Here is a 23223-nt window from a genome sequence, read left to right as displayed (position 1 = left end):
ATTAATTAATAAGATCATGAAAAAACTGGTTGTTATTCTGTTTGCATTTATAAGCTTTTCGTGCCTGGCACAGAAGGCCACAAATCCGACTTCAGCAGAACAAGAGGTACTTAACATTTCAAAAAATAAATGGCTTTTGATGGCAAATAAAAGTGCCGATTCTTTGGCGAATTTATTTCACGATAAATCTGTTTTTGTGCATATGGGTGGCTCTTGGGGTAAAACTCAAGAACTAAATGTGATTAAGAATGGAAGCATCTGGTATAAACACGCCGATATTGAAAATACAACAGTTAATGTAATGGGTAATACTGCAGTTTTATTGAGTAAATTAACCCTTTTAGCGGTTGTTGGTGGTAATGAAGTTAGCAATCCATTTATCGTAACTGAAGTTTATGTTTTCGAACAAAATAACTGGAAACTGGCTTCTTTGTCTTTCACCAAAATTAATGCAGGCAGATAGTTGTATATTAAACTGAAATAGACTTTTTATGAAATTGATATCAAAATTACTCTTCGTTAGTGTATTATTAATCACCGCTGAATCTAACGCACAGAAACAACTCAGTATTGTTAAGCAGGGTACTTTTTCTGCAGGCGGCTCAGTAATTAAAAGTGAGGGTACATTTGATGCCTTAAAGCCCTGGAGTGATAAACAAGGTGGACAGACAAGGCATGGCGACCATGCTGATGTTTTCTACCAGATTCCAAATAAGGCCAAACAAAATGCTTTGGTTTTTCTACATGGCTATGGGCAATCAAAACGCAGCTGGCAAACCACGGCAGATGGAAGGGATGGTTTTGATAACATCTTTTTGCGTAAAAATTTCAGTGTTTATTTAGTGGATCAGCCTGGTCGTGGCGCAGCGGGACAGACGATAAAACCTATACAAGTTAATGTTACACCTGATGATCAAACCTGGTTTACCCAGTTTCGTATTGGTCAATATCCAAAATTTTATGAGGGTGTTCAATTTACTAAGGATGAACAAGCATTAGATCAATTTTATAGAATGATGACTCCAAATACCGGAATTGTAGATGAAGAAACCATCGTAAGTGCAATGTCTGCCGTATTTGAAAAATCGGGTAATGGAATTTTATTTACCCATTCGGCTGGCGGTGCGCCAGGTTGGAAAGTTGCCATCAGGAATGATAAGGTTAAAGCCGTAGTTGCGATAGAGCCAGGTGGTTTTTGTTTTCCGGAGGGCTTTGCACCGCAAGGAAGCAGGGGTGGAAGAACGGTTTCTATGGAAGATTTTAAGAAGCTTACGAAAATCCCAATTGTAATTTATTACGGAGACTTTATCCCGAAGGAAGAAACCAATGCCGCATCATTAAACTTTTGGAGAAATGTTTTAGCAACGGCAAAACAATGGGCTGCATTGGTTAATGAAAATGGTGGGCAAGCTACTGTTGTAGAACTGCCAGAAATAGGGTTAAAAGGTAATACGCATTTTGCAATGTCGGATTTAAATAACCTTGAATTTGCAGACGTCATCAGTAAGTGGTTTAAGCAAAAAGGTTTGGATAAGTAAAATTGGTAGTCATTACCGTTATCCATATACTTTAAAGTGCCACAATGTTCTGAATTTTGTTTATCAATCTTCAAAACATGAAAAACAGCAATTGTATTAATATAGCGGTGGTTTTATTGTCGTTGTTTTGCGCATCATGCACGAAGGCGCAAAATAAAACAACACTCGCGGATAAGGTTGATTCGGATAAAATTCTTATCGTTTACCTGTCCCGAACCAATAATACCAAGGCACTAGCCGAAATCATCAGAAAACAAACCGGAGGAGCTATTTTAGCACTGGAACTGGAAAAGCCATATCCAACTGATTACAGGCAAACCGTTGAGCAGGTAGCGAGAGAAAATGATGCTGGCTTTTTGCCGCCCTTAAAAACAAAGGTAAAAGATATTGATAAGTATGAGGTGATATTTGTTGGTTTCCCAACTTGGGGCATGCAACTTCCACCGCCAATCAAAAGCTTTTTAAAAACAAATAATCTTCAGAACAAAATAATTATTCCATTTAATACTAATGGTGGTTATGGTGTGGGCAGCAGTTTTGATACGTTAAAATCACTATGTGAAAACAGCAAAGTGCTTAAGGGCTTTACCGTAAAAGGTGGTATAGAAAGAGATGGGGTTTTATTTGTAATGGAAAATGAAAAGAAGATTTTAGTAGAGAAAGATGTTGTGAAGTGGCTAAAGGAAATCGAAATACTCAAATAATTAATGCTGAAGCGCAATGAATTATCCATCAAAAAAACCTAACGGTATGCAAAAAATAATCCTTTTGATAATGTTTATCACCATGTGTGTAAAAGCTGATGCCCTGCAAGTGATTAAGCCAGATACATTAAATAAGACGGAAAGTAATATTATAACCATTGCTTCGCTTACGGCCAAGGGTGATTTAGTACGGTTAAAAACAGCCTTAAACAATGGACTTGAAGCAGGTTTAACTATCAATCAGATAAAAGAAATTCTAGTCCATACCTATGCTTATTGTGGTTTCCCGAGAAGTATACGGGCGTTGCAAACATTTATGGAGGTACTGGATGGAAGGAAGTTAAGCGGGATTAAAGATAATCTTGGTCTGGACGCTTCTCCAATTGAGAAGGCCGGCACTAAATATGCACGAGGGAAAGAGATATTAAGTGAATTAACCAAAACGCCACCTACAGAAAAACTAAGCGGCTATGGTGCGTTTGCACCTACAATTGACACTTTCTTGAAAGAGCATCTTTTTGCAGATTTATTTGAAAGGGATGTACTCTCGTATAAACAGCGTGAGTTGGTCACAATCGCCGTTATCGCAACCATTGGAGAGGCTGAACCAATGCTTCAAAGTCACTTTGCAATTTGCCTTAACCTCGGTTTCACTAAGGATAATTTAAAAACATTCACATCACTCATCCGGAATACTGCAGGTGAAGCACGTGAAGTGGAAGCGAATCGAGTATTAGAAAAGATAACTAACGCTCATTAACAAAGTTTAAACTATAGCATATGAAAATTATTAAATTCTTACTGGCTGCTTCAGCTATTATCACAACAGATGCTGTTACTGCAGTAGCACAAATAAAGAAAAGTGCTGAAATTCAAAATCCGTTTGGCTTAGTTTACAAAGATGCCATTAAAGTAAACGAGAAAAACAAGGTAAATATACATCCGGTTAGTTATACATTAAATGGCGTTACCATTGCGGCTAATGTTTACACGCCTCCACAATTTGATGCAAGCAAAAAGTATTCTGCTTTGGTCATTGCGCATCCAAATGGTGGTGTTAAAGAGCAGGTGGCAGGTTTGTATGCACAACAAATGGCTGAGCAGGGCTACATAACGATAACTGCTGATGCAGCCTATCAAGGCGCAAGCGGCGGAATGCCAAGAAATGTTGATAAGCCATCAAACAGAATAGAAGATATTCATGGGATGGCAGATTTTGTATCCAAGTATGATGGTGTTGATGTTGATAAAATCGCTTTGCTTGGAATTTGTGGTGGCGGTGGCTATGCTTTAAAAGCGGCCCAATCTGATAAGCGTTTCAAGGCTGTTGCTACTTTAAGTATGTTTAATTCTGGAGAAGTTAGGAGAAATGGCTTTTTAAACAGTCAGGTAAATACCATACAACAACGTTTAGCTGAGGCTTCGGCTGCGAGGGCCAAGGAAGCTGCGGGCGCACCGATTATCTACAGCGGTACTGCCGAACCTACAGATGAAGAGATTGCTAAAATACCAACGGATTTATACAGAGAAGGCTACATTTATTATCACCGCACGCACAAGCATCCAAATTCTACTTTTAAATATACCACGAGTAGCTTAATCGATTTAATGACTTTTGATGCAAATACGAATACGGATTTGATTAACCAACCATTACTGATGATGGCTGGAAGCAAGGCAGATACAAAATACATGACGGATGAAGTTTTTGATAAGGCCATTAATGCAAAGACCAAAGAACTTTATATTCTAGAAAACGCCACACATATTGATACCTATTGGAAGCCAGAATGTGTATCGAAAGCTATTGATAAATTAACTGATTTTTATCATAAAAACCTTTAAGTTATGAAGTTCCGTTTTTGTATAATGCTGCTTTCCTTATTTTGTTATGGCAGGTCAGTTTCGGCTCAGGATACAGAGAAATCTGAAGATAGCAGCAAACTATTTCCACTTGGAGATAATGTAACCAATGATAATTTTACGGGCAAGGTTTGGCTTCACATGTTGGTGCCTTCAGATACGATATTTAATAGCAATATTGGTTCGGTAAGCTTTTCGGCAGGAGCGAGAACAAACTGGCACAAACACGCTGGCGGCCAGATTCTGTTGATTACGGAAGGAACTGGTTGGTACCAGGAACGTGGAAAGACGAAACAAACGGTAAAAAAGGGAGCTGTAATAAAGTGTTTGCCGGGTGTAGAGCACTGGCATGGCGCAACTTCTGCTAAACCTATGACTCATATTGCAATAGGTACTAACGCAAATCTTGGGGCTGTGGTTTGGTTAGAGCCGGTGGCAGAAAAGCAGTATAGGGCAAATTAGTGGATGATGGAATATTGAATTATAGAATTAGTGAATTAGAGAATGGTGGGTTTAGTGAGTTATGGATGAGGGAAGATGGAATATTGAATTATAGAATTAGTGAATTAGAGAATGATGGGGTTAGTGAGTGATGGAATTGGTTGAGGTTTGCAACATTGCAGTTATCTAAAGGAAAAATTGTGAATGTTTAATAATTTGCGAGGGAAGAATTGAATGACTGAATTAGTGAATTAGCGGATGATTGGATGATTGATTATACAAATGATATTTTTTAATTCCTCGCAATAAAATTATTAGCCCTTACGCAAATTTAACTAACCAATGGACCAAAAAAGTCTGACTACAAAACCGCATTACCCAATACTTGATGGATTACGCGGCCTTGCTGCAATTATCGTAGTAACCTTTCACCTCGCAGAGCCTTTAGCGACAAGCCAGTTAGATAATTTGGTTAATCATGGTTATTTGGCAGTTGATTTTTTCTTTCTTTTATCTGGTTTTGTAATGGGCTATGCCTATGATGACCGGTGGCATAAAATGAGCGTTGGCGGTTTTTTAAAACGCCGTATTATCCGTTTGCAACCGATGGTTATTTTAGGTATGACACTTGGAGCAATCGGTTTTTACTATACTGATTCTGCAATATGGCCAACCATACACGAGGTTCCAATATGGAAAATGTTGTTGGTTTTGCTGGTGGGTTATACCATTCTTCCCGTTCCTTTATCGTTAGATATTAGAGGTTGGCAAGAAATGCATCCGCTTAACAGTGTGGGGTGGTCGTTGTTTTTTGAATATATAGCCAATATTTTTTACGCTATCGGTATCCGAAAACTCTCTAACAAAGCGCTTGGTGTTTTGGTATTCATTGCTGCGGTAGCACTGTCGCATTTGGCTATAACAAGTGTTAATGGAAATGTTGCCGGTGGCTGGACACTAAATGTAGAGCAGGTTCGTGTTGGTATTACCAGAACCATATTTCCATTTTTTGCAGGTTTGTTATTGTCGCGGATTGCAAAGCCTGCACGGCTAAAAAATGCATTTTTATGGTCGGGCTTATTGGTTGCTTTGGTTTTGTATATGCCGAGAATTGGAGGTGCGGATAATGTGTGGTTAAATGGAATTTACGAGTCGGTAAGCATCATTATTATTTTCCCATTAATTGTTTATATCGGGGCGAGCGGAAATACTGAAACGGCTATCGGCAATAAAATCTGTAAATTTTTAGGCGATATTTCTTATCCACTTTATTTAGTGCATTACCCAATTGTGTACTTCTACGTGGCCTGGATTAGCAATAACAAAGGCATAACCATAACAGAGGTTTGGCCAGTAGCGTTAGCCATATTAATTGGTTCAACCATTCTCGCTTACATCACTTTAAAATGGTATGATGAGCCTGTTCGTAAATGGTTGCGCAAAAAGTGGGCTTAGCTGGATTTTAGCATTTCAATATGCGGTATTCCATCTTCATCGTAAACATCGCCTTGCGCCACAAAACCAAGCGATTGGTAAAATTCAAGCAAATAATGTTGGGCACTTATGCGAATAGGTGAGTGGCCAAAATTTTCATAACAGGCTGCTATTGAAACTTCCATTAGCTTACGCCCCAAACCAGTTCCACGTTGTTTGGCAGAAGTAGCAACTCTGCCAATTGAAACTTCATCATAGGATAAACCTTTTGGCAATAAGCGGGTGCAGGCAGATAACTCGCCATCAGCATAGTAAAGAATGTGAAAGCTTTCCTGGTCTTTATTGTCTAAATCTGCGTAAACACATTCTTGCTCCACAACAAATACGTCGCTTCTCAACTTCAATAATTCGTAAAGTTCGGTAATGTTTAATGCGGAGAAATGTTTGGCTATGTATGATAAATTCATTGTTGAGTTAATTAATCTTTATTACGGTTGATGAATAGAAACCGGCGTTTTAAACGACTTTTTACCGGGTATTTTCTGTCTGCCGTTAAATTGTTGAAGATAAGTGCGACGATAAATAGAATCAATACACCTGTTAAAACAGGAAATAAAACATATAAATAGCCTAACGATTTTATTTTAGCAGAGCCCGATACAGCAATAAGCGCGGTTGCGCCACCCGGCGGATGCAGGGATTTCGTGTATTGCATCGCGATGATAGAAAAGGCAACAGCAAGGGGTGCGTTTATCCAAATAACATCAGGCACAATTTTATAGACGGTAACCCCAACTATTGCGCTCACTAAATGTCCAAGAATTAAATTACGAGGTTGCGCCAGCGGACTCGCGATAACACCATAAATTAATACGCTGCTTGCTCCGAAAGAACCAATCAAAAAGGTATTATCACTTTGTGGGAAATAAAATGATTGTATTAAGGCAATTATGCCAATACCAACAACCGCACCGATAAACGACCAGAATTTTTCTTTGTAATTAACCAGTGTCTCTTTGTAAATGAAATATCTGCCAAGTCGGTAATTCCGCTTAATTTTTTTTCTTATCAATAGATTAATTTCTTTCGGGCAAATATATGGCTTTAGCGAGAAAAAATTTATAGCTGAATTTGGTTGATTGCTTAATCAATAGTAGCAAATATTTGTTCGGTTTAATTGGGGGGATTTATAAAACATTTCTATGCTTTTGATGTTGGAAATAAGAACATTATAAATTATTAAACATGAAAAGCAGCACAACGAAAAGCGATTTATTGGGTAAAACTGTAATCATTACTGGCGCATCAAGCGGCGTTGGTTTAGCTACTGCTGAAGCTTTTGCCAATGCAGGTTGTAATTTAGTATTGGCGGCAAGAGGTGAATTACCGCTTCAAAATGCTGTAGATTATTGCGAAAGTTTAGGCGTTCGGGCAATTGGTGTACCTACTGATGTTTCCAATTATGATGAAATTCAAAATTTGATTGAGCAAGCATTGTCTTTTTCGGGAACAATTGATTTTTGGGTTAATAATGCTGGTGTTATGGCTAGTGGTAAATTTGATGAAATACCGATTGAAGTTAGTCACCAGGTAGTGAAAACAAATTTATTGGGCTATATGAATGCTGCTCATTCTATTATTCCGGTTTTCAAAATGCAAGGGTTTGGCGTTCTAATCAATAATGTTTCAATTGGCGGATTTATGCCTGCGCCTTACAGTGCGGTTTATTCTGCCACTAAGTTTGGAATCAAAGGTATGATGGAGTGTATTCAGGGCGAATTATCTGCAGAAGCGAATATTCATGTTTGCAATCTTTATCCCCAGATACAACGTTCTACGGGCAATATGCATTCTGCAAAATACTCTGGGCTCGATTTCAAAATACAACCATTTGCTGCTGATCCGAAAGATACTGCAAGCGCATTATTAAAACTTGCGTTAAGTCCGAAGAAAGATAAATTTCCTGATTTTTCATCATGGGCTTTAAAAACGATGCATAGCATATTTCCAAAATTACTGGTTAATACCGCATCTGGCGGGATGAGGGTTTTGATGCATGTTAAAGATGGAAAACCAACTGCCGGTAATGTGTTAGAGCCATCAGCACCACCACATCAAATTTATGGCGAATCGCTAATTCCAGAACCATCAAAAAAAGCTACACTCGCTTTGGGTATTGGTTTGGCCTTAAGTTTAGGATTTTTATTATTATCAGGAAAAAGAAGTTAAAAATTACGAGGCCTGGTTTAGTGAACGTTTTGTAAAATCGTACTTAATTTGCTCATATTCTGTAGCCGCCTGAGATAACCTCATCATCTCAGGAATTTCTTCCGTTATAACCGTTGGATTGGATGTATTTAATAAGCTTTTGATTTGCGCAATAACAAGCTTATATTCTTGTTCTGTTGATATGTTAACCATGGCTATATTTTTTAGATATATAAATTTAATACATTCGTAAAGCAGGCTTAAATGGTTTTTCTTAACAGATGTTAATAAGTGGAATATGCTTTACTTTGTCTTTAATTTTAGGCATGCAGATTTTTTACTCTTCGAGAAATAATAATTTTCTCAGCGCTTTTATGTTTAAGCTTTTCTGAAATACAGGCGTATATCATTGCTTCAAAATAAGGCAATAAATACATTAAGCGATGTTTTTGTTTATCATAGTAGTTTCTAAACCGATTAACTAATTGGTTCAAATTATGGGAAATGGTTATAAAATCATTTCATTTTCTAATAAAGTTTTAATAAATTCTAGTTTCTATTTGGACTTATTCTAAATAAGGTCTATATTTGCCGCATAAAAAAAATGCCACATGGTTCGGACCCATGTGGCTAAACCGGACAAACCGGCTCACCTTTAATCTCAGTTAAAAGTCATGCAATTTAAGAAAATTTTGCTAACGGGCATGTTATGTGCCTTCGTAATTTTCACTTATGCCCAAAATCTAGCCTCTTCGGTTTCGGGATATCTAAAAACCTCTACTGGTGAAGCACTTACAGGTGCTACCGTAAGAATTCAAAAAACAAATTTTGGTGTAGTAACCGATGAAAAAGGTTATTTCAAATTCGCTAACGTTCCGCAAGGAAGTTACAGTATTGTTGTAAGTGCAATTGGTTATAAAACCATAAAAAAAGAGGTTAATTTATCAAACGGCATTGAAGTTAAATTAAACCTTTCAATTATAGAAGACGCTGCCCAAATGGAAACGGTTAATGTAATTGGCCGAACCAAAGCGCAAGAAGTAAATAAGCAAGCCTTTAACGTAACCGCTATTGATGCAAAAAAACTTTACAATTCTACGCTGGATATTTCAGGTGCATTGGATAAGGTTGCTGGTGTTCGCGTAAGAGAATCAGGTGGTGTTGGCTCAAACTTTAATGTTTCGTTAAATGGGTTTTCTGGTCGCCACATTCGTTATTTTATTGACGGAATCCCGATGGATAATTTCGGTTCATCATTCCAGATAAATAACATTCCAATTAACCTTGCCGAACGTGTAGAAATATACAAAGGTGTTGTGCCTATTTGGTTAGGCTCTGATGCTTTGGGTGGTGCCATAAACATTGTAACCAATAACAGTCAGCGCAATTATTTAGATGCCTCTTATTCGTATGGATCGTTCAATACGCATCGTAGTGTAATCAATGCGGCAGTAACTTCAAAAAGTGGTCTAACATTTCAATTGAATGCTTTCCAAAACTATTCTGATAACAATTACAGAACGGATTTAAGGTTATTGTTGCAAAACGATATGCAGCCAGAATTCAGAGCTCCATCTGTAAAAAGATTTCATGACAACTATCACAACGAAACCTTGATTGCAAACGTAGGTGTGGTTGGTAAATCGTGGGCAGATAACTTTTTGATTGGAATGACTTTAGGGAAAAACTATAAAGAAATTCAAACAGCGGCAAGACCAGAAGCGGTTTACGGTCAATTACATAGACGTGGAAACATTGTGATGCCTTCCTTAAAATATAAAAAAGTTAACTTATTAAAAGGGCTTGATGTAACCATTAATGCAAACTACAATTTAGGTTACGAAACAACTATCGATACAGCTAGGGCAGATTATGACTGGGACGGAATCCGTGACCCGAAAGTAAGTATGGGTGAACGTGGCGATGGTGGTCAGCATAGCGAATTCAGAAATAATAATGGCCTGGCTACAGCGATGGTAAGTTATCAAATTTCCGAGCGTCAGTCTGTTGCAGTAAATAACGTATTCTCAACTTTTAACAGAAAAACTGACAATCTTTTATTCCCAGATAGAAATGCATTAGATCCCGCCAAAACGATGAATAAAAACGTATTGGGTTTTGGTTATTCTTATGCTATACAAAACAAATGGAATGTAAATGTTTTCGGTAAGTACATTACATTACAAAGTGTAGTTGGTAGTTTAAACAGAACGAATTCTGACGAAAAGTTAGGCTACGGTACGGCGTTATCCTATTATGTAATCCCAGATTTACAGGTTAGAGGTTCTTACGAATTGACGAATAGAATGCCAGAAGCCAATGAAATTTTTGGTAACCTGGAAAATGAAGCGGCTAATCCTTTATTGAAACCTGAAAAGAGTGACAACTTTAACTTAGGTTTAGTTTACGGGTTTAAGCTAAATGATATTAACCGTTTCTCTGTTACAGCAAATGCTATTTACAGACATTCAGCCGATTTCATTTTTAGCAGGTTTGTAGGCGGTACAAGTGCTCAAAGAGATTTTACCATTTCAGATAATCGTGATGGTGTACGTACAACGGGTGTTGATGGCGAAATCAGGTATTCTTATAAAAACTGGTTAAGCGCAGGCGCTACAGTTACTTACCAAAGATTAATTAACCTTCAGCAATATGATTACGATGCAAACGCCAGACGCTACTACACGACTGAAAGTTTAACCTATTTAGACCAGATGCCAAATATTCCTTTCTTTTTTGGCAATGCAGATGTTTCCGGGACATTTAAGGATGTTTTTGCTAAGGGAAATAATTTAACAGTTGGCTACAACCTATTATATGTACATGATTTCTGGTTAGACTGGCCTAGCTTCGGTTCGCCAACGGCTGATTCAAAATACGGTATTCCGGCGCAAGTTTCTCATGACGCCAACTTCGTTTACTCGATGAAAAATGGCAGATACAATGTTTCTCTCGAAGTAAGAAATATTGCTGATAAACCTGTGTTTGACAATTTTGCTCTGCAAAAACCAGGTCGTAGCTTTTACCTGAATCTTAGATACTTTATTAATAAATCACAAAAATAAATCTTTAATAAAAATTAATATGAAAACAACAATTACGAATTCACTACTAGCTATGGCTTTTGTAGGTGTTTTAAGTTCTTGCCAAAAAAAATCAGATAGAGAAGTTATTCCAGAGAATCCTGGGAACTATGTAATTGCGGTTAGTCCGACTGCAATTGCCAGTAAAGCAGATTATTTATTAACTGCGAGCAGTTTAGAAAGCGGTGCAGTTTCTATTGTAGGTAATGGTGTTGAACAAGATGGTTTGTATAGATACTATGTTACTGCAAAAAATAAGTTTTTTAGTATGTTATATGGCCAGGGTAGTCCGGGTGCTGTTACTGTTTATGGTGTTACAGACGGTAAACTGAAAAAATTAAACGATTTCACTTCGGCAACTGTACAAGCTTTTGCGCCAGTTAATGATGATATCTTAATGATGAAAGTACCAAGAAGAATTGCCGCAGAAGGTACACCAACTGTTTACGAATGGTATCGCGTGAGCGCAGAAACCAATGCTGAGGTTGGAAAAGGTACAACCGATGCAATTATTCCTAGTGGTAATGGCGAAATTGCTCACCTTAGCTGGATTAAACAAGTTGGCAACAAGGTGTTTGCTCCTTACTTCGGTATTTACGCTAACTTCTTTACTAAATATCCAAACGAAGCGGGTATTGCAGTATTCTCTTATCCAGATATGAAATATGAGAAAACCATTAAAGATACCAGAACAAGTTTTATCGGAAGATACTTTACCGATGGTTTAGGCGTGGTTGAAAACGGTGATTGCTATGCATTTTCATCATCAGTTGCGATGGATGGCGCTACTTCTGCGGAAGGTAAGTTAACTTCTACCAAACCATCAGCTATTACCCGAATTAAATCTGGAGCTACAGAATTTGACCAAACTTATTTCTTCAATTTCGAAGAAGTATCTAAAGGATATGTAATTACTAATTGGTTCGGTATTGGCCAAAATAAATTCATTGCTAACATCGAACCAGTTGCTACTAAAGGCCCATATGTTGTTGGAAAACGTTTGGCAATTGTTGATGTTGTGGCTAAAACCGTAACTCCGGTTACTGGCTTTGCAGACCCTGCAACTGTATCAAGCGTAACAACTACAAACTATAGCCCTGTTGATGGTAAAACTGGTTATGTAGGTGTTAACTTGTTAGACGGTTCAACTTATGTTTATAAAGTTGATGCCAGCACAGCAGTTGCAACAAGAGGTTTGAAAGTTGAAGGTGGTTTAATCACTGCAATTCAGCACATCAAATAAAATTAATACTCTAGTTTGAGCGATAGCAGTAGAGAAAATCTGGCTAAATTTTAGTCTGATTTACTTCTACTGTTATTGCTTTAAATAATGCTTTTTTCATCAAAAGCAATTTGTTTAATGCATTAATTTTATGATAACGACTACATTTCTACTTCTACTGATATCTTTTGAACTGTTTTACTTAACCTCAAAGCAATTCAAAGAAAAAAATACACCTGCATATTTGGCAAAAATTGCGACAAATGGTAAAACTTATCGTTTAGTGGCTGCTGCATTATTCGTTGTAGCGACAATATTATTCATTATTTCCCTTGGATGGTCGAGCGGATTAGTGGCCATAATTGTTGGCATTATGGCTGCCGGGAGTTTAATCGTGCTGTTGCAGCCGTTTCGTTATTTGCGCCCAACTACAATTGCAGTGCTTTATTTCTCCATTTTAATATTAGAGTTTTTAATATAATTGATATGCCGGCTAACAAAAAATACCTTACCAAGTCGCCCTGGCTTAGATTAGCAAAAATTCTTATTGGCAGCATCGGCGGTTATGCCGTTATGTTCTCCTTTCATTTGCTTATCTGCAAAGTTTTTCCCCAGAGGGATGTTATTGTTACTTCATTTATAACAGGTTACATCATTTGGTCTATATTATTACTTCTGGCGTTTTTATCAAAAAGTGTCTGGAAAATTTTTACAATCTATCTTGTGCTGACCTTAATTTTTTCAGCCCTGTATACTTTTTTATAAAGAAAAATGGATAACAGAAAATACAATATATATTTTCATACACATACGATAAGTGGAATTATAATATGCGCACTTTTATACGTGATATTTTTTGCGGGTTCTTTTTCATTCTTTAAAGAAGAAATTAGTGCCTGGCAAAAAAATAATTCATATGTTAAAAGCCGTAAAACGTTAACAAGAGATTTTGATAAGGTTATCGATTCTCTTGGGCAAAAAACTAATCTGAAAGGAAGAGATTTCGATTTCTTTATTCAGAGAAATGATGTTGGTGCATATGTTTCCATGACTGCATCGGCTGATACAACCTTAAAAAAGAAACCTAAACCTAAACCCGAAGGCGAACCTAAAAAACGCCGAGGCAGGGGCAGAGGTGGCGATGATGATTCGATGTATTTTAACTATGATTTTTCCAAGCAAAAATCTGGTGATTATTCAGAAGCCTATGATATGGGCGAATTTTTATACCGATTACATTTTCTTGCCCAGCTTAATGCAGTTCCAATTCGCTTAGGTGCACCGTTCGGCTATTTATTGGCTGGTGTGGTATCGTTTATATTCTTATTCGCGTTGGTAACAGGATTAATGCTCCATTGGAATAAAATTGTCTCGAACTTTTTTACCTTCAGGCCATGGTCTAAATGGAAAACTTTGTGGACAGACCTCCACACAGCAATTGGTGTAATTGGTTTCCCTTTCCAATTAGTTTTTGCAGTTACCGGTGTTGTTTTAATTGCAAACGTGTTTTTAGTTGGCCCTTATACAAAATACCTTTACAAAGGCGATAGTGCTGCAATTTATCAGGATTTAGAATATAGTGATACTACGAAATACGTGTATTCTTATCAGCCACTGCAAAAAACTTTTCAGGTTAATGAATTTGTCGAAAAAATAGAAGATAAATGGAGTCACAGCAGAATTACCGGTGTAACGATAAAGAATTACGGTGATGCAAATATGCATGTAATTGTAGCGGCTAAACCTAGAGCTAACAAAAGTTTCTCGGGAACCGGAAAACTGGTTTATCGGGTGCGGGATAACAAAATTTTAACCGAGGTATCACCAGTTAAAAGTTCGAGTTATGTAGATAAAATAAAAAGTACCATTTACCATTTACATTTTGGCGATTTTGGAGGTAAACCACTCCGCATCATATTTTTTGTATTGGGTGTAATGGGTTGTTTGGTTATTATTTCCGGGATATTGATTTGGCTTGTTGCCAGAGATAAAAATAATGTGCCTAAGCATAAACGTGTTTTTAACTTCTGGACCGCTAATATTTTTATGGCTTCTTGCCTGAGTATGCTTCCGGTAACCGCACTAACTATGTTGAGTTTGCTATTTATTGATAAGCCAGACCAATCGGCAATTTACCACATCTATTTTTATTCGTGGTTGGTATTATCGCTCTATTTTATTGCCAGAAGAAGCATCAGAACTACAAATCACCAAACCTTAATATTATCTGCAATCTTCTGTCTTTTATTGCCGTTGGCAGATGGTTTTAAGCGTAATAATTGGTTATGGACTACCTTTAATGAAGGAAAATTTGATATTCTGTTTATTGATTTATTGTTCCTGATATTGTCAATTTTATCTGTTGTGGTATTATTTAAAATGAAACAACATGAAAAACTTAAAGTAGCAGAAAAATAGTTCTTCATAGAAATATATCCCTCATTGTGAGAAACGAAAATGTTCTTCGAGTTAAACAATGAGGGATTCGTAAAATAAGTTTGTAAAAAGCCTTCTCACTAATGAAAAAGATAATTCACATCACCATTAAAGCATTAAAATATATTGGTAGTTTATTATTGATTTTGTTGGTGATTGGTATCGTATATGAGCAATATAGCAGATGGAGATTAGAATCTAAAGCATTTAAAGGCGAAACCTTTACTGAAATTGATGGCGCAAAAATACATTATGTAAAAAAGGGCATTGGTAACAAAACGATTGTCTTTGTTTCGGGAATGGGCAGCAATAGTAGCATTTGGGCAGAAATTCAAGATAAAACATATCCAAATGCCGTAACCATCTCATATGATAGAAGTGGTCTTTTTTTAAGCGAGAAAAGGGAAGGTACAATTACAAATCAATCCGTTTCGAAAGAATTAGCGCAATTACTTGAGCAAACAAATTGCCCAAAACCATATATTCTTGTACTTCATTCAATGGCAGGAATTTACATCAGACCATTTATAGAACAGCACAAAAAAGATATTGCCGGAATTATGCTAATGGAATCTGCGCATCCATTACAATTAAAAAAATCGTCAGCAGCATTTTTAGAATCGTTGAAACCACCACCATTATCATTGGTTAAATTCCTTACATTTTCAGGGGCATATCGAAGCCTATTTTCTTTTAACAGGATAAATCCTGAAATTCCAATTGAGCATGCTATCCATAAGAATGAGCGTGATTTCTTTTACCGCTCTGTTGAAACACTTTATGATGAACTTAAAAATGATGATGCTAATTTTGAAGATGCAGGCAACTCCAACAATTTTGGAAATATACCACTAACGGTAATTACAGGTACTTCGAACATACGAACTGAAGCTATTCCAAATCCAAAGGTAAAGGAGGAATACATGCAGTTGGTACACGACTTACATCGCGATTTTTTAAACCTTTCAACTGACAGCAAACTTGTAGAAGCTAAAAATAGTGGTCATGTTGTACAAGTCTCAGAGCCTGATTTGATTGTTAGGGAAATACATGCGTTGTTGAAAAGAAATAATTGAAATCTTTGGACAATTATGTTCAATTTAGCGCAATGAGTTCATTAGCGATATTTAAAGAAAGTATTAAAGAAATTGAGCCAGCAACAGAACTTTCCGTTCAATTAAAAGCACTTTGGTTTGATGGAAAAGGTGATTGGCATAAGGCCCACAGTTTAATCGATCATTTAACCGACCAATCTTCTGCATTGGTTCACGCTTATCTGCACCGTAAAGAGGGCGATATCTGGAATGCTGATTACTGGTACAGTAGAGCTAAATCTATTCGTCCAAATGTTTCTTTGGAAGCTGAGTGGGCGCAACTGGTTGAATACTTTTTGAAATAAAATCTAATTATTTACGTCGGCAGGTGCATTTGTTAATGAATCAGCTGTGCTATCAGTTGCTAAAGAATCAATAACCTTTGTGGTGTCGGTGTATTTGTACATGCTATCGGCATTTTTCTCATCTGCTTTTTTACCGTTACAGGCTGTTGCAAAAGTTGCGATTACGGATAAAATTATTAGGAGCTTTCTCATTTTTAATTTTAGTTTCTTTTAATAATCATCAAAAGGCTAAAATTGTTTAGCATTATTTAAATTTTGGAAAAAGATAAACACCAATTCTATTTTTCGTAAGTTTTTTTAATGATAAAATCGATGGCATTTTTGATTTCGTTTCGGCCTTGTTCTGTCTTTAAATTTAAGCCGCAAAAGGTCGTTCCATTTGTTTCTTGAATTAAATTCAGGTAATAACTTCCGGCAATTATTAAAGCTGTAACTGCCCGAAACCTTTTAGCGTTTTCACCGAAGTGAGGGTCAGTTAGGTTTTGAAAAATTTGCTCGCCGTTTGCCTCACGTAAATCAACTTGTTCAGTTAAAATATCTCTTTTTTCAGATAGTTCCCAAAGCATTATTTTACGCAATTCCTGGTTACGATGCAGCTCATCATATTGTCCTCTGAGTATGTTCGTGACAAAATCAGAGCTATTTTCGGCGTTTTCTGGTCGTTCTAATTTGGTTAGCACATTCCAGTAATCTTGTTGCTTAATGTAGGCATCAGCAAGTTCATCAACGCCACCAAAATATTCGTAAATTAATCTTTTATTTACACCAGAAACTGCTGCTATGTCGTTTACTTTTAAAGCTTTGTATCCTTTGGTTTTTAGTATTTCGCCTACGGCCAGCAAAAGTTTCTCTTTCGTTTTTTCTTTGTTGCGTATAGGGCCTTGAACAATTCTTTTTGCCATTAATCGGGGATTATAAATCCTAGCAATTTCGGAAATATTAACGGAATATTAAATCTAATAGATGATGAAGCGTTGCTAAATCCAAATTTGAATTATTATTATAAACTCAATGGCAGCGCAAAATAGAATAAAGAACCTTTACCAAGTTCACTTTCTACGGCGAGGCGTGATTTGTGTAGTTTCAAAAGCGTAGTGCAGAGGTATAAACCAATCCCAAATCCTGGTATAAATTTAGTTTGCTCGCTTTCTACTCTAAAAAATTTCTGGAACATATTACGTTGGTCTTCGAGAGATATGCCAATTCCATTATCTTTTATTTTGATGATAACTTGCTGTTTATCTACAAAGCAAGAAATTTTAATCTCACCACCAGCAGGCGCATACTTCTGTGCATTGCTGATTAAATTGGTTAACACCAGGCTTATTTTTTCCTCATCGCCAATTACGTTGATTTGGGGCAAACCTTCATAAACTACCTGGTGTTTATGGCTTGAAACACTCGCATCCTCAATACAATCGGCTATTAATTTTACAATATCAAATTGACTTGGCTTGATGCCGATATTGCCTTCTTCAAAACGCGAAACATTTAAAAAATCCTGAATTAAATGCTCCATTTTTTTAGTTTGCCCCTCAGCTTTTGCCAGGGCTCTAAGTATAAAATCAGCATCATTAGACTTCAATAAAGCCATTTGGAGATAAGATTTTAAAGAAGTTAGCGGAGTTTTAAGCTCGTGACTTACAAAACTAACAAACTCATTTTTTTTCTTTTCGATGAGGCTTTTTTCTGTAATATCTCTGGCAATTTTTGAAAGACCGATAACCTTTCCTTCTAAATCTTTTACAGGAGAAATGGTTAAAGAAACGCGGATTAATGAACCGTCTTTGCGCAATCGTTCGGTTTCAAAATGTTCTACACGAATGCCTTCTTTGAGCTGTGCTAAAATTTTAGGTTCTTCATCATGCCTATCTTCAGGTATAATTTTAAGGATAGATTCGCCAATCATTTCAGCGGCTGTATAACCGAAAATGCGTGTTGCCGCTTCATTCCAACTTATGATTTTACTGCTAAAATCTTTGCTGATAATTGCATCATCAGAAGATTCTACAATGGCAGCTAAACGCTGTCCAATGGTTTCAGCTAATTTTTCTTTAGTAATGTCGCGAACAATTTTTGATAAGCCAATTAAATCGCCCTGCGAATTGTAAACCGGAGAAATGGTTAAGGAAACATCAACCAAAGTTCCGTCTTTACGTAAACGCTGGGTATGAAAATGATCAATTCGGTTTCCTTTTTTTAACTGTTCAAGAAATGTAGGTTCTTGGTTTTGCAGGTGTGTTGGTATCAATTTTAATATCGATTCGCCAATCATTTCGGTTTCTGAGTAACCAAAAATTGTTGATGCGGCATTGTTCCAGCTGGTAATTATACTGTCCAGGTTTTTACTGATAATTCCATCGTCTGTAGATTCTACAATTGAATTTAGTATTGCACTTTTCTCTTCGGCTTTTTTTAGCGCATCATTTAACCTCTTGAGCTCACTATTGCTTAATTTTAGTTCAAGTTCTTGTTGCTGATACGCTTGTATTTTACTAATAATCTCCTTACTCTCGTGCATGCGCTAATAGATGAATTTGCATTGAAATATAATTATATCCTCATCAATTTAGGCAAATGTTTCGTAACTTTTTTTTTGCGAAAAGAATATTCCGTATTAAATAAATCAGATGATTAACTTTCGATTATTTTTTGATAATTAATCTAATAAATCGCTGTTATTTCGAATGTTGTCTGGATATATATTCAGTAGGCGACATACCAAACTGCTTGGAAAAACTTCTGCTAAAGTGTTTGTGAGAATTATAACCAACCATTTCCGAAATTTCGTAGATTTTGAGCACACCTTCATTTAATAATTCTGCCGCTTTCTTTAATCGGGTAATATTGATGAGTTCATTCCCGCTTAGGTTTGAAATTGATTTTATTTTTCGGTAAAGTGTTGGGCGACTCATGTTCATATTATCGGCAAGGTAATCAACACCAAGTTCTGCATCATCAATTCTATCGTTTATTAAATTTTGCAGTTTTTCCAGAAACAATTCATCGCCTTTGGAATGTGCCATACTTTTAATATGAATGAGCGGAGAACTTGCAAAATAAGCCTTTATTTTATCTCTGTTTTTGAGCAGCGATGAAACCTGAACCTGCAAAAAATCGGTGTTAAATGGTTTTTCTACGTAAGCATCGGCACCAACTTCCAAACCCTCTATTGTGGCTTGCAAACCTGTTTTGGCGGTTAACAGAATAACGGGGATATGGCTGTATTCAAAGTTCGATTTTATTCTTTCGCAAAGCTGAAATCCATCCATTTCGGGCATCATAACATCACTAATAACTAATTGTACAATCTCCTGACTTAAAATTTGGAGCGCCTCAATGCCATTAGCAGCCGTTAAAACATTGTATTTTTCACTTAAAACATCTGCTACATATTCCAGGATATCTTCTTCATCATCAGCTAGTAAAACAGTAAACTTATTTGTGGGTATTGCTTGCGCATTCGTTTCTGTCATAATCTTTTTTTCCATTTTCCCTTTAAGTTAAATTCGATGAGTTGGTGTATCGGTAAGCTCAGTATAAACAGGTTGTGGCCCATTTCATTGTTTATTGCCTTCAAGTTTCCGCCATGTAATTCTGTTAGCGATTTTGATAAAGAAAGTCCAATTCCCGTCCCTTGTTTTATTTGCGTTTCCGTTGCTCTAAAAAATGGCTCGAATATTTTTTTATGTAACTCTTCAGGGATTGTTTTTCCATCGTTTAAAACTGTAATTTCGAAGTATTCGGCATTACCTACCGGAAATGCTAAACTCACTTCGATTAAAGAATCGCTGTATTTTATTGCATTATCAATCAGGTTGCTCAATATTTTGTAGAAAGCTTCGGTATCGATGTAAGCTTCAAGTGTATTATCCGGCAGGTTAAGCTTGTAGTTAATGTTTTTTTGCTCAGTGATGGACTGGAAGAAGCTAAAAATATCCGTTAAGATTTCCGAAATATCAGCTTTAACAAAATTCAGAGAAAAACCATTGACTTCAGTTTTTCTAAAATCGAGCAATTGATTAGTTAGTTTAAAGAGTCTGTCGGTATTACGTTCCATTATTTTCAGCTTCTTTTCCATGTACGGAACCTCTGAAGCTTGCTTCAATAAATCGCCCATTGGGCCTTTAATCAGTGTTAACGGTGTACGTATTTCGTGCGCAATATTGGTGAAAAACTCAATCTTTGCCTGATATATTTCTTTCTCTTTTTTGTTTTCAAAACGCTCCATTCTTCGTTTGTTGCGGTTCTCCATTCGTGTGTGGTAGCCTCGAAAGAAAAAGAAAATTACCAAACCCAGTAAAATCGTGTAGCACAAATACGCAAGTTTACTTTTGTAAAAAGGAGGGAGGATGGTAATCGACAATTTTGGGTTTTTTACTGTCCAGGTGGAGTTTCCATTACCCAATGCTTTAATTTCAAAAACGTAATCTCCGGCAGCCAATTTGGTGAAATAAACCTTTCTATTGGTTTCCAGATAATTCCAATCATCGCTAATGCCTTTCATGCGATAAGCGTACTGTGTCATTTCAGGAGATAGAAAACTAATGGCGGCAAAATCCAAACTGAAAGAAGATTGCGCATCGTTAAGTACAATTTTTTGCGTATTTATGATAGATTCTGATAAAACTGACTTGCCTTGTACTTCAATTTCCTGATTGTTAATCTGAAAACCAGTTATTTTTAGAGGAGGTTGAGCATAAACCGTATTCAAATCCTTCGGATTAAAACTTATCATTCCCCTTACGCTTCCGAAGTAAATGCGTCCATCAGTATCTTTAAAGCCCGAATTATAATTAAACTGATCGGTTAACAAACCGTTTGAACTCGAATAAACTTTAACAGATTTATCAATTGGGTTGAAATGAACAAGTCCTCTGCTGCTTCCAATCCAAAGTTTTTTGTCGGCATCTTCAATTATTTTAAAAAGGAAATTGCTAGGCAAACCATCCTTAACAGTGATTCTATCAAAATTTTCATTCTTCTGATTGAACAGATTTAAACCACCACCATCAGTAGAAACCCAAATGTTTTTATTGCTGTCTTCATAGATTCCATTTACCGTATTGTGCGATAAACTTTTCGGTTTTTTAGGATCATTTTGGTATTGGGTATAACCTTTTTTGCCCGGCTTAAATTTTATAATGCCATGATTAAAAGACCCAGCCCAGATGTTCCCCTGGCTATCTTCCGAAATAATTGCATAAAAAATTAAAGGCAAGCCTTCCACCAAATCAAAATCGTCTGTTTGCCGGTTATACCGATATAAACCTACAATGGTTGCCAAGTAAATATCGCCACTTTTGGTTTTGCAAAAGGTTAAAATAAAGCCATTTAATAGTGAATTGCCTTTACCGGGCGTGTAATGCTTTATCACTTTTTTAGTTTTGATATCCATTACATCGATACCATGTTCAAAAGTTCCTATCCAAAGTTTATTGCCATCAACCAATAAACCATGAATATTTGAATAGGAAATACTGCCCGATTTTCCATCAGGAAAGAAATTTGTAAATAGACCCGTTTTAGGGTTTAGCGTATTTAAGCCAGCATCTTCAGTTCCAATCCAAAAATTTCCATTGTCGTCTTTACAAATTTCACGAACATCGCTTCCGCTTATGGAATTGATGCCTTTCTGCGGGAAATATTTGGTAAAGATGGAATATTGGCTCGAGCAATAATTTATGCCACCGAAATAGGTTCCAGCCCAAATGCCATTTTCCTTATCTTTATGAAGTGTGTAAATAGCATTATCCGATAGGGAATACAAATTGGAATATTGCTTTGTAAGCTGAATTACTTTCTTTTTATCGTAAATGTAAATGCCAGATTCAGAGCCAATCCAAAATTCATTTTCGGAGGCCTTAATCATGTCTCTTACATAAATTGAAGTCTTATTTTCGTTAAAGGTTAATATTTCTTTAGTGATGCCTGTCTTTCTATCAAATGATTTAATGCCTTGATTTGCAGTGCCGATAAGAATGGTGTTATTACCCATATCGAGTGTTTTGGTTACCCAGCTATTTTCTTTCGGATTAGCTTTGCTCATCACGTAGTACGCATAGAAACGATTTGTTTTTGGGTTGTATTCCTCTATCGTTCCCTTTAATGTGGTAATCCAAATGGTGCCATCATTCATTTTTGAAACAGATGTTGCATCTAAATTTAAATTCTTATCAAAGGCGTAAAGTTTCTTTTGATTGATGTTATACCGATAAACCTTTCTTATCGAAATAATCCACAAATTCCCATTGTTGTCTGTGGCGAGTTCATTTATCCTTAGGGTTTCCGTGCCCTTAACAAGCTCAAATTTTTCAGTTTTCGGTAAGTATAAATATACACCACTATTAGTTCCAACCCATAAACGATTGCCCTTATCATAATGTAAGGCATAAACTAAGTCATTTCCTAAAGTGCCTGGTTGCCCGGTTTTATTTCGGTAGGTTTTAAATTGATAACCATCAAAACGGTTTAAACCATCTTTAGTTCCAAACCACATAAAGCCCTCGTTGTCTTGCGTACTGCAAAAAACCGAATTGTTTGATAAACCGTTTTCGACCTGATAATGCCTGAAATAATACGGCTGCGCTGTGCAAACCATACCAATAAACAAGAAAAGAATAAACAGGGTCGACTTTTTCAATTTGGTTAAATTCAATGTTCAAATATATTAATATCAACAGATGATAGTTAATTTCTCTATTGTAATCGCCATTCGAAATTGAACTAAATTGTTGTAAGCACATGTATTAAGCATCATTACGAGCCAAACAATTAGGTTTAGTTTCAAAAAATAGAATCAAAATGTGTAATTATTGAAATATTATGAGATAATGAACAATATAAAATCTTTCATATTTGGATATTATTTTTCGGCTTCGTATTGGTGCTGATG

General features: G+C 36.4%; 22 protein-coding genes. 14 read left to right on the top strand and 8 right to left on the bottom strand.

Annotated elements, in window-relative coordinates:
• The first annotated feature begins 16 nt into the window (after positions 1-16).
• The 7 genes from R2Q16_RS12740 to R2Q16_RS12710 all read left to right on the top strand — a co-directional run bounded on the left by R2Q16_RS12740 (position 17) and on the right by R2Q16_RS12710 (position 6001).
• The gene (locus R2Q16_RS12740; RefSeq protein WP_316737517.1) at positions 17-463 is read left to right on the top strand and encodes a nuclear transport factor 2 family protein; all 447 of its coding nucleotides are present in this window, start codon (positions 17-19) and stop codon (positions 461-463) included.
• Positions 464-491: 28 nt separating this feature from the next.
• Positions 492-1538 carry an alpha/beta fold hydrolase gene (locus R2Q16_RS12735; RefSeq protein WP_316737515.1) on the top strand — a complete coding sequence of 349 codons (1047 nt, stop codon included), beginning with the start codon at positions 492-494 and terminating at the stop codon, positions 1536-1538.
• 77 nt (positions 1539-1615) lie between these two features.
• Positions 1616-2242 (top strand): flavodoxin, encoded by a 627-nt coding sequence (locus R2Q16_RS12730; RefSeq protein ID WP_316737513.1) that lies wholly within the window; start codon positions 1616-1618, stop codon positions 2240-2242.
• 46 nt (positions 2243-2288) lie between these two features.
• Positions 2289-3002 carry a carboxymuconolactone decarboxylase family protein gene (locus tag R2Q16_RS12725; protein ID WP_316737512.1) on the top strand — a complete coding sequence of 238 codons (714 nt, stop codon included), beginning with the start codon at positions 2289-2291 and terminating at the stop codon, positions 3000-3002.
• 20 nt (positions 3003-3022) lie between these two features.
• On the top strand, positions 3023-4087 hold the full coding sequence (locus R2Q16_RS12720) for an alpha/beta hydrolase (protein ID WP_316737511.1): 1065 nt from the start codon (positions 3023-3025) through the stop codon (positions 4085-4087).
• Positions 4088-4090: 3 nt separating this feature from the next.
• Entirely contained in the window at positions 4091-4567 is a 477-nt protein-coding gene (locus tag R2Q16_RS12715) for a cupin domain-containing protein (RefSeq protein WP_316737510.1), read from the top strand.
• A gap of 321 nt (positions 4568-4888) precedes the next feature.
• On the top strand, positions 4889-6001 hold the full coding sequence (locus R2Q16_RS12710) for an acyltransferase (RefSeq protein WP_316737509.1): 1113 nt from the start codon (positions 4889-4891) through the stop codon (positions 5999-6001).
• Here R2Q16_RS12710 and R2Q16_RS12705 read toward each other — a convergent pair.
• Together R2Q16_RS12705 and R2Q16_RS12700 are read right to left on the bottom strand one after the other, a co-directional pair.
• Positions 5998-6447, bottom strand: a complete 450-nt coding sequence (locus R2Q16_RS12705; RefSeq protein ID WP_316737508.1) for a GNAT family N-acetyltransferase — start codon at positions 6445-6447, stop codon at positions 5998-6000. The genes R2Q16_RS12710 and R2Q16_RS12705 overlap by 4 nt on opposite strands.
• An 11-nt stretch (positions 6448-6458) precedes the next feature.
• The gene (locus tag R2Q16_RS12700; protein WP_316737506.1) at positions 6459-7052 is read right to left on the bottom strand and encodes an HPP family protein; all 594 of its coding nucleotides are present in this window, start codon (positions 7050-7052) and stop codon (positions 6459-6461) included.
• A gap of 173 nt (positions 7053-7225) precedes the next feature.
• Here R2Q16_RS12700 and R2Q16_RS12695 point away from each other — a divergent pair, with 173 nt between their 5' ends.
• Positions 7226-8209 carry an SDR family NAD(P)-dependent oxidoreductase gene (locus R2Q16_RS12695; RefSeq protein ID WP_316737505.1) on the top strand — a complete coding sequence of 328 codons (984 nt, stop codon included), beginning with the start codon at positions 7226-7228 and terminating at the stop codon, positions 8207-8209.
• Between the two features lie 3 nt (positions 8210-8212).
• Here the strand turns inward: R2Q16_RS12695 and R2Q16_RS12690 are convergent, their stop codons facing one another.
• Positions 8213-8401, bottom strand: a complete 189-nt coding sequence (locus tag R2Q16_RS12690) for a hypothetical protein (protein WP_316737504.1) — start codon at positions 8399-8401, stop codon at positions 8213-8215.
• Between the two features lie 461 nt (positions 8402-8862).
• Between R2Q16_RS12690 and R2Q16_RS12685 the strand changes: the two genes are divergently transcribed.
• The 6 genes from R2Q16_RS12685 (at position 8863) to R2Q16_RS12660 (ending at position 16328) form a co-directional block, all read left to right on the top strand.
• Entirely contained in the window at positions 8863-11253 is a 2391-nt protein-coding gene (locus R2Q16_RS12685) for a TonB-dependent receptor (protein WP_316737503.1), read from the top strand.
• A gap of 19 nt (positions 11254-11272) precedes the next feature.
• Positions 11273-12514, top strand: coding sequence for a DUF4374 domain-containing protein (locus tag R2Q16_RS12680; protein WP_316737502.1), 1242 nt, complete (start codon positions 11273-11275; stop codon positions 12512-12514).
• 130 nt (positions 12515-12644) lie between these two features.
• Entirely contained in the window at positions 12645-12974 is a 330-nt protein-coding gene (locus R2Q16_RS12675) for a hypothetical protein (RefSeq protein WP_316737501.1), read from the top strand.
• Positions 12975-13264: 290 nt separating this feature from the next.
• Entirely contained in the window at positions 13265-14911 is a 1647-nt protein-coding gene (locus R2Q16_RS12670; protein WP_316737500.1) for a PepSY-associated TM helix domain-containing protein, read from the top strand.
• A 101-nt stretch (positions 14912-15012) separates the two neighbouring features.
• Positions 15013-16005: an alpha/beta hydrolase gene (locus R2Q16_RS12665; RefSeq protein ID WP_316737499.1), complete on the top strand. Its 993-nt coding sequence runs from the start codon at positions 15013-15015 to the stop codon at positions 16003-16005.
• Between the two features lie 32 nt (positions 16006-16037).
• Positions 16038-16328 carry a hypothetical protein gene (locus tag R2Q16_RS12660; protein WP_316737498.1) on the top strand — a complete coding sequence of 97 codons (291 nt, stop codon included), beginning with the start codon at positions 16038-16040 and terminating at the stop codon, positions 16326-16328.
• A 3-nt stretch (positions 16329-16331) separates the two neighbouring features.
• Here R2Q16_RS12660 and R2Q16_RS12655 read toward each other — a convergent pair whose 3' ends face one another.
• From R2Q16_RS12655 to R2Q16_RS12635, 5 genes are all read right to left on the bottom strand, one after another.
• Complete coding sequence (locus R2Q16_RS12655) at positions 16332-16520, bottom strand: hypothetical protein (protein ID WP_316737497.1); 189 nt, start codon at positions 16518-16520, stop codon at positions 16332-16334.
• A gap of 86 nt (positions 16521-16606) precedes the next feature.
• Complete coding sequence (locus R2Q16_RS12650) at positions 16607-17230, bottom strand: TetR/AcrR family transcriptional regulator (protein WP_316737496.1); 624 nt, start codon at positions 17228-17230, stop codon at positions 16607-16609.
• A 98-nt stretch (positions 17231-17328) separates the two neighbouring features.
• A complete protein-coding gene (locus R2Q16_RS12645) occupies positions 17329-18849 on the bottom strand; it encodes a PAS domain S-box protein (RefSeq protein ID WP_316737495.1) in 1521 nt (506 codons plus the stop codon).
• Between the two features lie 157 nt (positions 18850-19006).
• Positions 19007-19819: a response regulator gene (locus R2Q16_RS12640; protein WP_316737494.1), complete on the bottom strand. Its 813-nt coding sequence runs from the start codon at positions 19817-19819 to the stop codon at positions 19007-19009.
• Positions 19801-22971 carry a two-component regulator propeller domain-containing protein gene (locus R2Q16_RS12635; protein WP_316737493.1) on the bottom strand — a complete coding sequence of 1057 codons (3171 nt, stop codon included), beginning with the start codon at positions 22969-22971 and terminating at the stop codon, positions 19801-19803. Before R2Q16_RS12635 ends, R2Q16_RS12640 begins: the two co-directional genes overlap by 19 nt.
• Positions 22972-23223: the final 252 nt, after the last annotated feature.

The sequence above is a fragment of the Pedobacter aquatilis genome (genome assembly GCF_032678425.1).
Taxonomy (GTDB): domain Bacteria; phylum Bacteroidota; class Bacteroidia; order Sphingobacteriales; family Sphingobacteriaceae; genus Pedobacter; species Pedobacter aquatilis_B.
Note: the sequence above shows the minus strand (reverse complement) of the source record. Positions and strands in the feature narration are given on the sequence as shown.

What these genes read in the sequence shown, in the direction of transcription:
- R2Q16_RS12730 (WP_316737513.1), top strand. Translation starts at nt 1,616, where the DNA reads ATGAAAAACAGCAATTGTATTAATATAGCGGTGGTTTTATTGTCGTTG.
- R2Q16_RS12710 (WP_316737509.1), top strand. Translation starts at nt 4,889, where the DNA reads ATGGACCAAAAAAGTCTGACTACAAAACCGCATTACCCAATACTTGAT.
- R2Q16_RS12695 (WP_316737505.1), top strand. Translation starts at nt 7,226, where the DNA reads ATGAAAAGCAGCACAACGAAAAGCGATTTATTGGGTAAAACTGTAATC.
- R2Q16_RS12665 (WP_316737499.1), top strand. Translation starts at nt 15,013, where the DNA reads ATGAAAAAGATAATTCACATCACCATTAAAGCATTAAAATATATTGGT.
- R2Q16_RS12680 (WP_316737502.1), top strand. Translation starts at nt 11,273, where the DNA reads ATGAAAACAACAATTACGAATTCACTACTAGCTATGGCTTTTGTAGGT.
- R2Q16_RS12670 (WP_316737500.1), top strand. Translation starts at nt 13,265, where the DNA reads ATGGATAACAGAAAATACAATATATATTTTCATACACATACGATAAGT.
- R2Q16_RS12740 (WP_316737517.1), top strand. Translation starts at nt 17, where the DNA reads ATGAAAAAACTGGTTGTTATTCTGTTTGCATTTATAAGCTTTTCGTGC.
- R2Q16_RS12645 (WP_316737495.1), bottom strand. Translation starts at nt 18,849, where the DNA reads ATGCACGAGAGTAAGGAGATTATTAGTAAAATACAAGCGTATCAGCAA.
- R2Q16_RS12660 (WP_316737498.1), top strand. Translation starts at nt 16,038, where the DNA reads ATGAGTTCATTAGCGATATTTAAAGAAAGTATTAAAGAAATTGAGCCA.
- R2Q16_RS12655 (WP_316737497.1), bottom strand. Translation starts at nt 16,520, where the DNA reads ATGAGAAAGCTCCTAATAATTTTATCCGTAATCGCAACTTTTGCAACA.
- R2Q16_RS12640 (WP_316737494.1), bottom strand. Translation starts at nt 19,819, where the DNA reads ATGGAAAAAAAGATTATGACAGAAACGAATGCGCAAGCAATACCCACA.
- R2Q16_RS12720 (WP_316737511.1), top strand. Translation starts at nt 3,023, where the DNA reads ATGAAAATTATTAAATTCTTACTGGCTGCTTCAGCTATTATCACAACA.
- R2Q16_RS12685 (WP_316737503.1), top strand. Translation starts at nt 8,863, where the DNA reads ATGCAATTTAAGAAAATTTTGCTAACGGGCATGTTATGTGCCTTCGTA.
- R2Q16_RS12690 (WP_316737504.1), bottom strand. Translation starts at nt 8,401, where the DNA reads ATGGTTAACATATCAACAGAACAAGAATATAAGCTTGTTATTGCGCAA.
- R2Q16_RS12725 (WP_316737512.1), top strand. Translation starts at nt 2,289, where the DNA reads ATGCAAAAAATAATCCTTTTGATAATGTTTATCACCATGTGTGTAAAA.
- R2Q16_RS12705 (WP_316737508.1), bottom strand. Translation starts at nt 6,447, where the DNA reads ATGAATTTATCATACATAGCCAAACATTTCTCCGCATTAAACATTACC.
- R2Q16_RS12650 (WP_316737496.1), bottom strand. Translation starts at nt 17,230, where the DNA reads ATGGCAAAAAGAATTGTTCAAGGCCCTATACGCAACAAAGAAAAAACG.
- R2Q16_RS12715 (WP_316737510.1), top strand. Translation starts at nt 4,091, where the DNA reads ATGAAGTTCCGTTTTTGTATAATGCTGCTTTCCTTATTTTGTTATGGC.
- R2Q16_RS12675 (WP_316737501.1), top strand. Translation starts at nt 12,645, where the DNA reads ATGATAACGACTACATTTCTACTTCTACTGATATCTTTTGAACTGTTT.
- R2Q16_RS12735 (WP_316737515.1), top strand. Translation starts at nt 492, where the DNA reads ATGAAATTGATATCAAAATTACTCTTCGTTAGTGTATTATTAATCACC.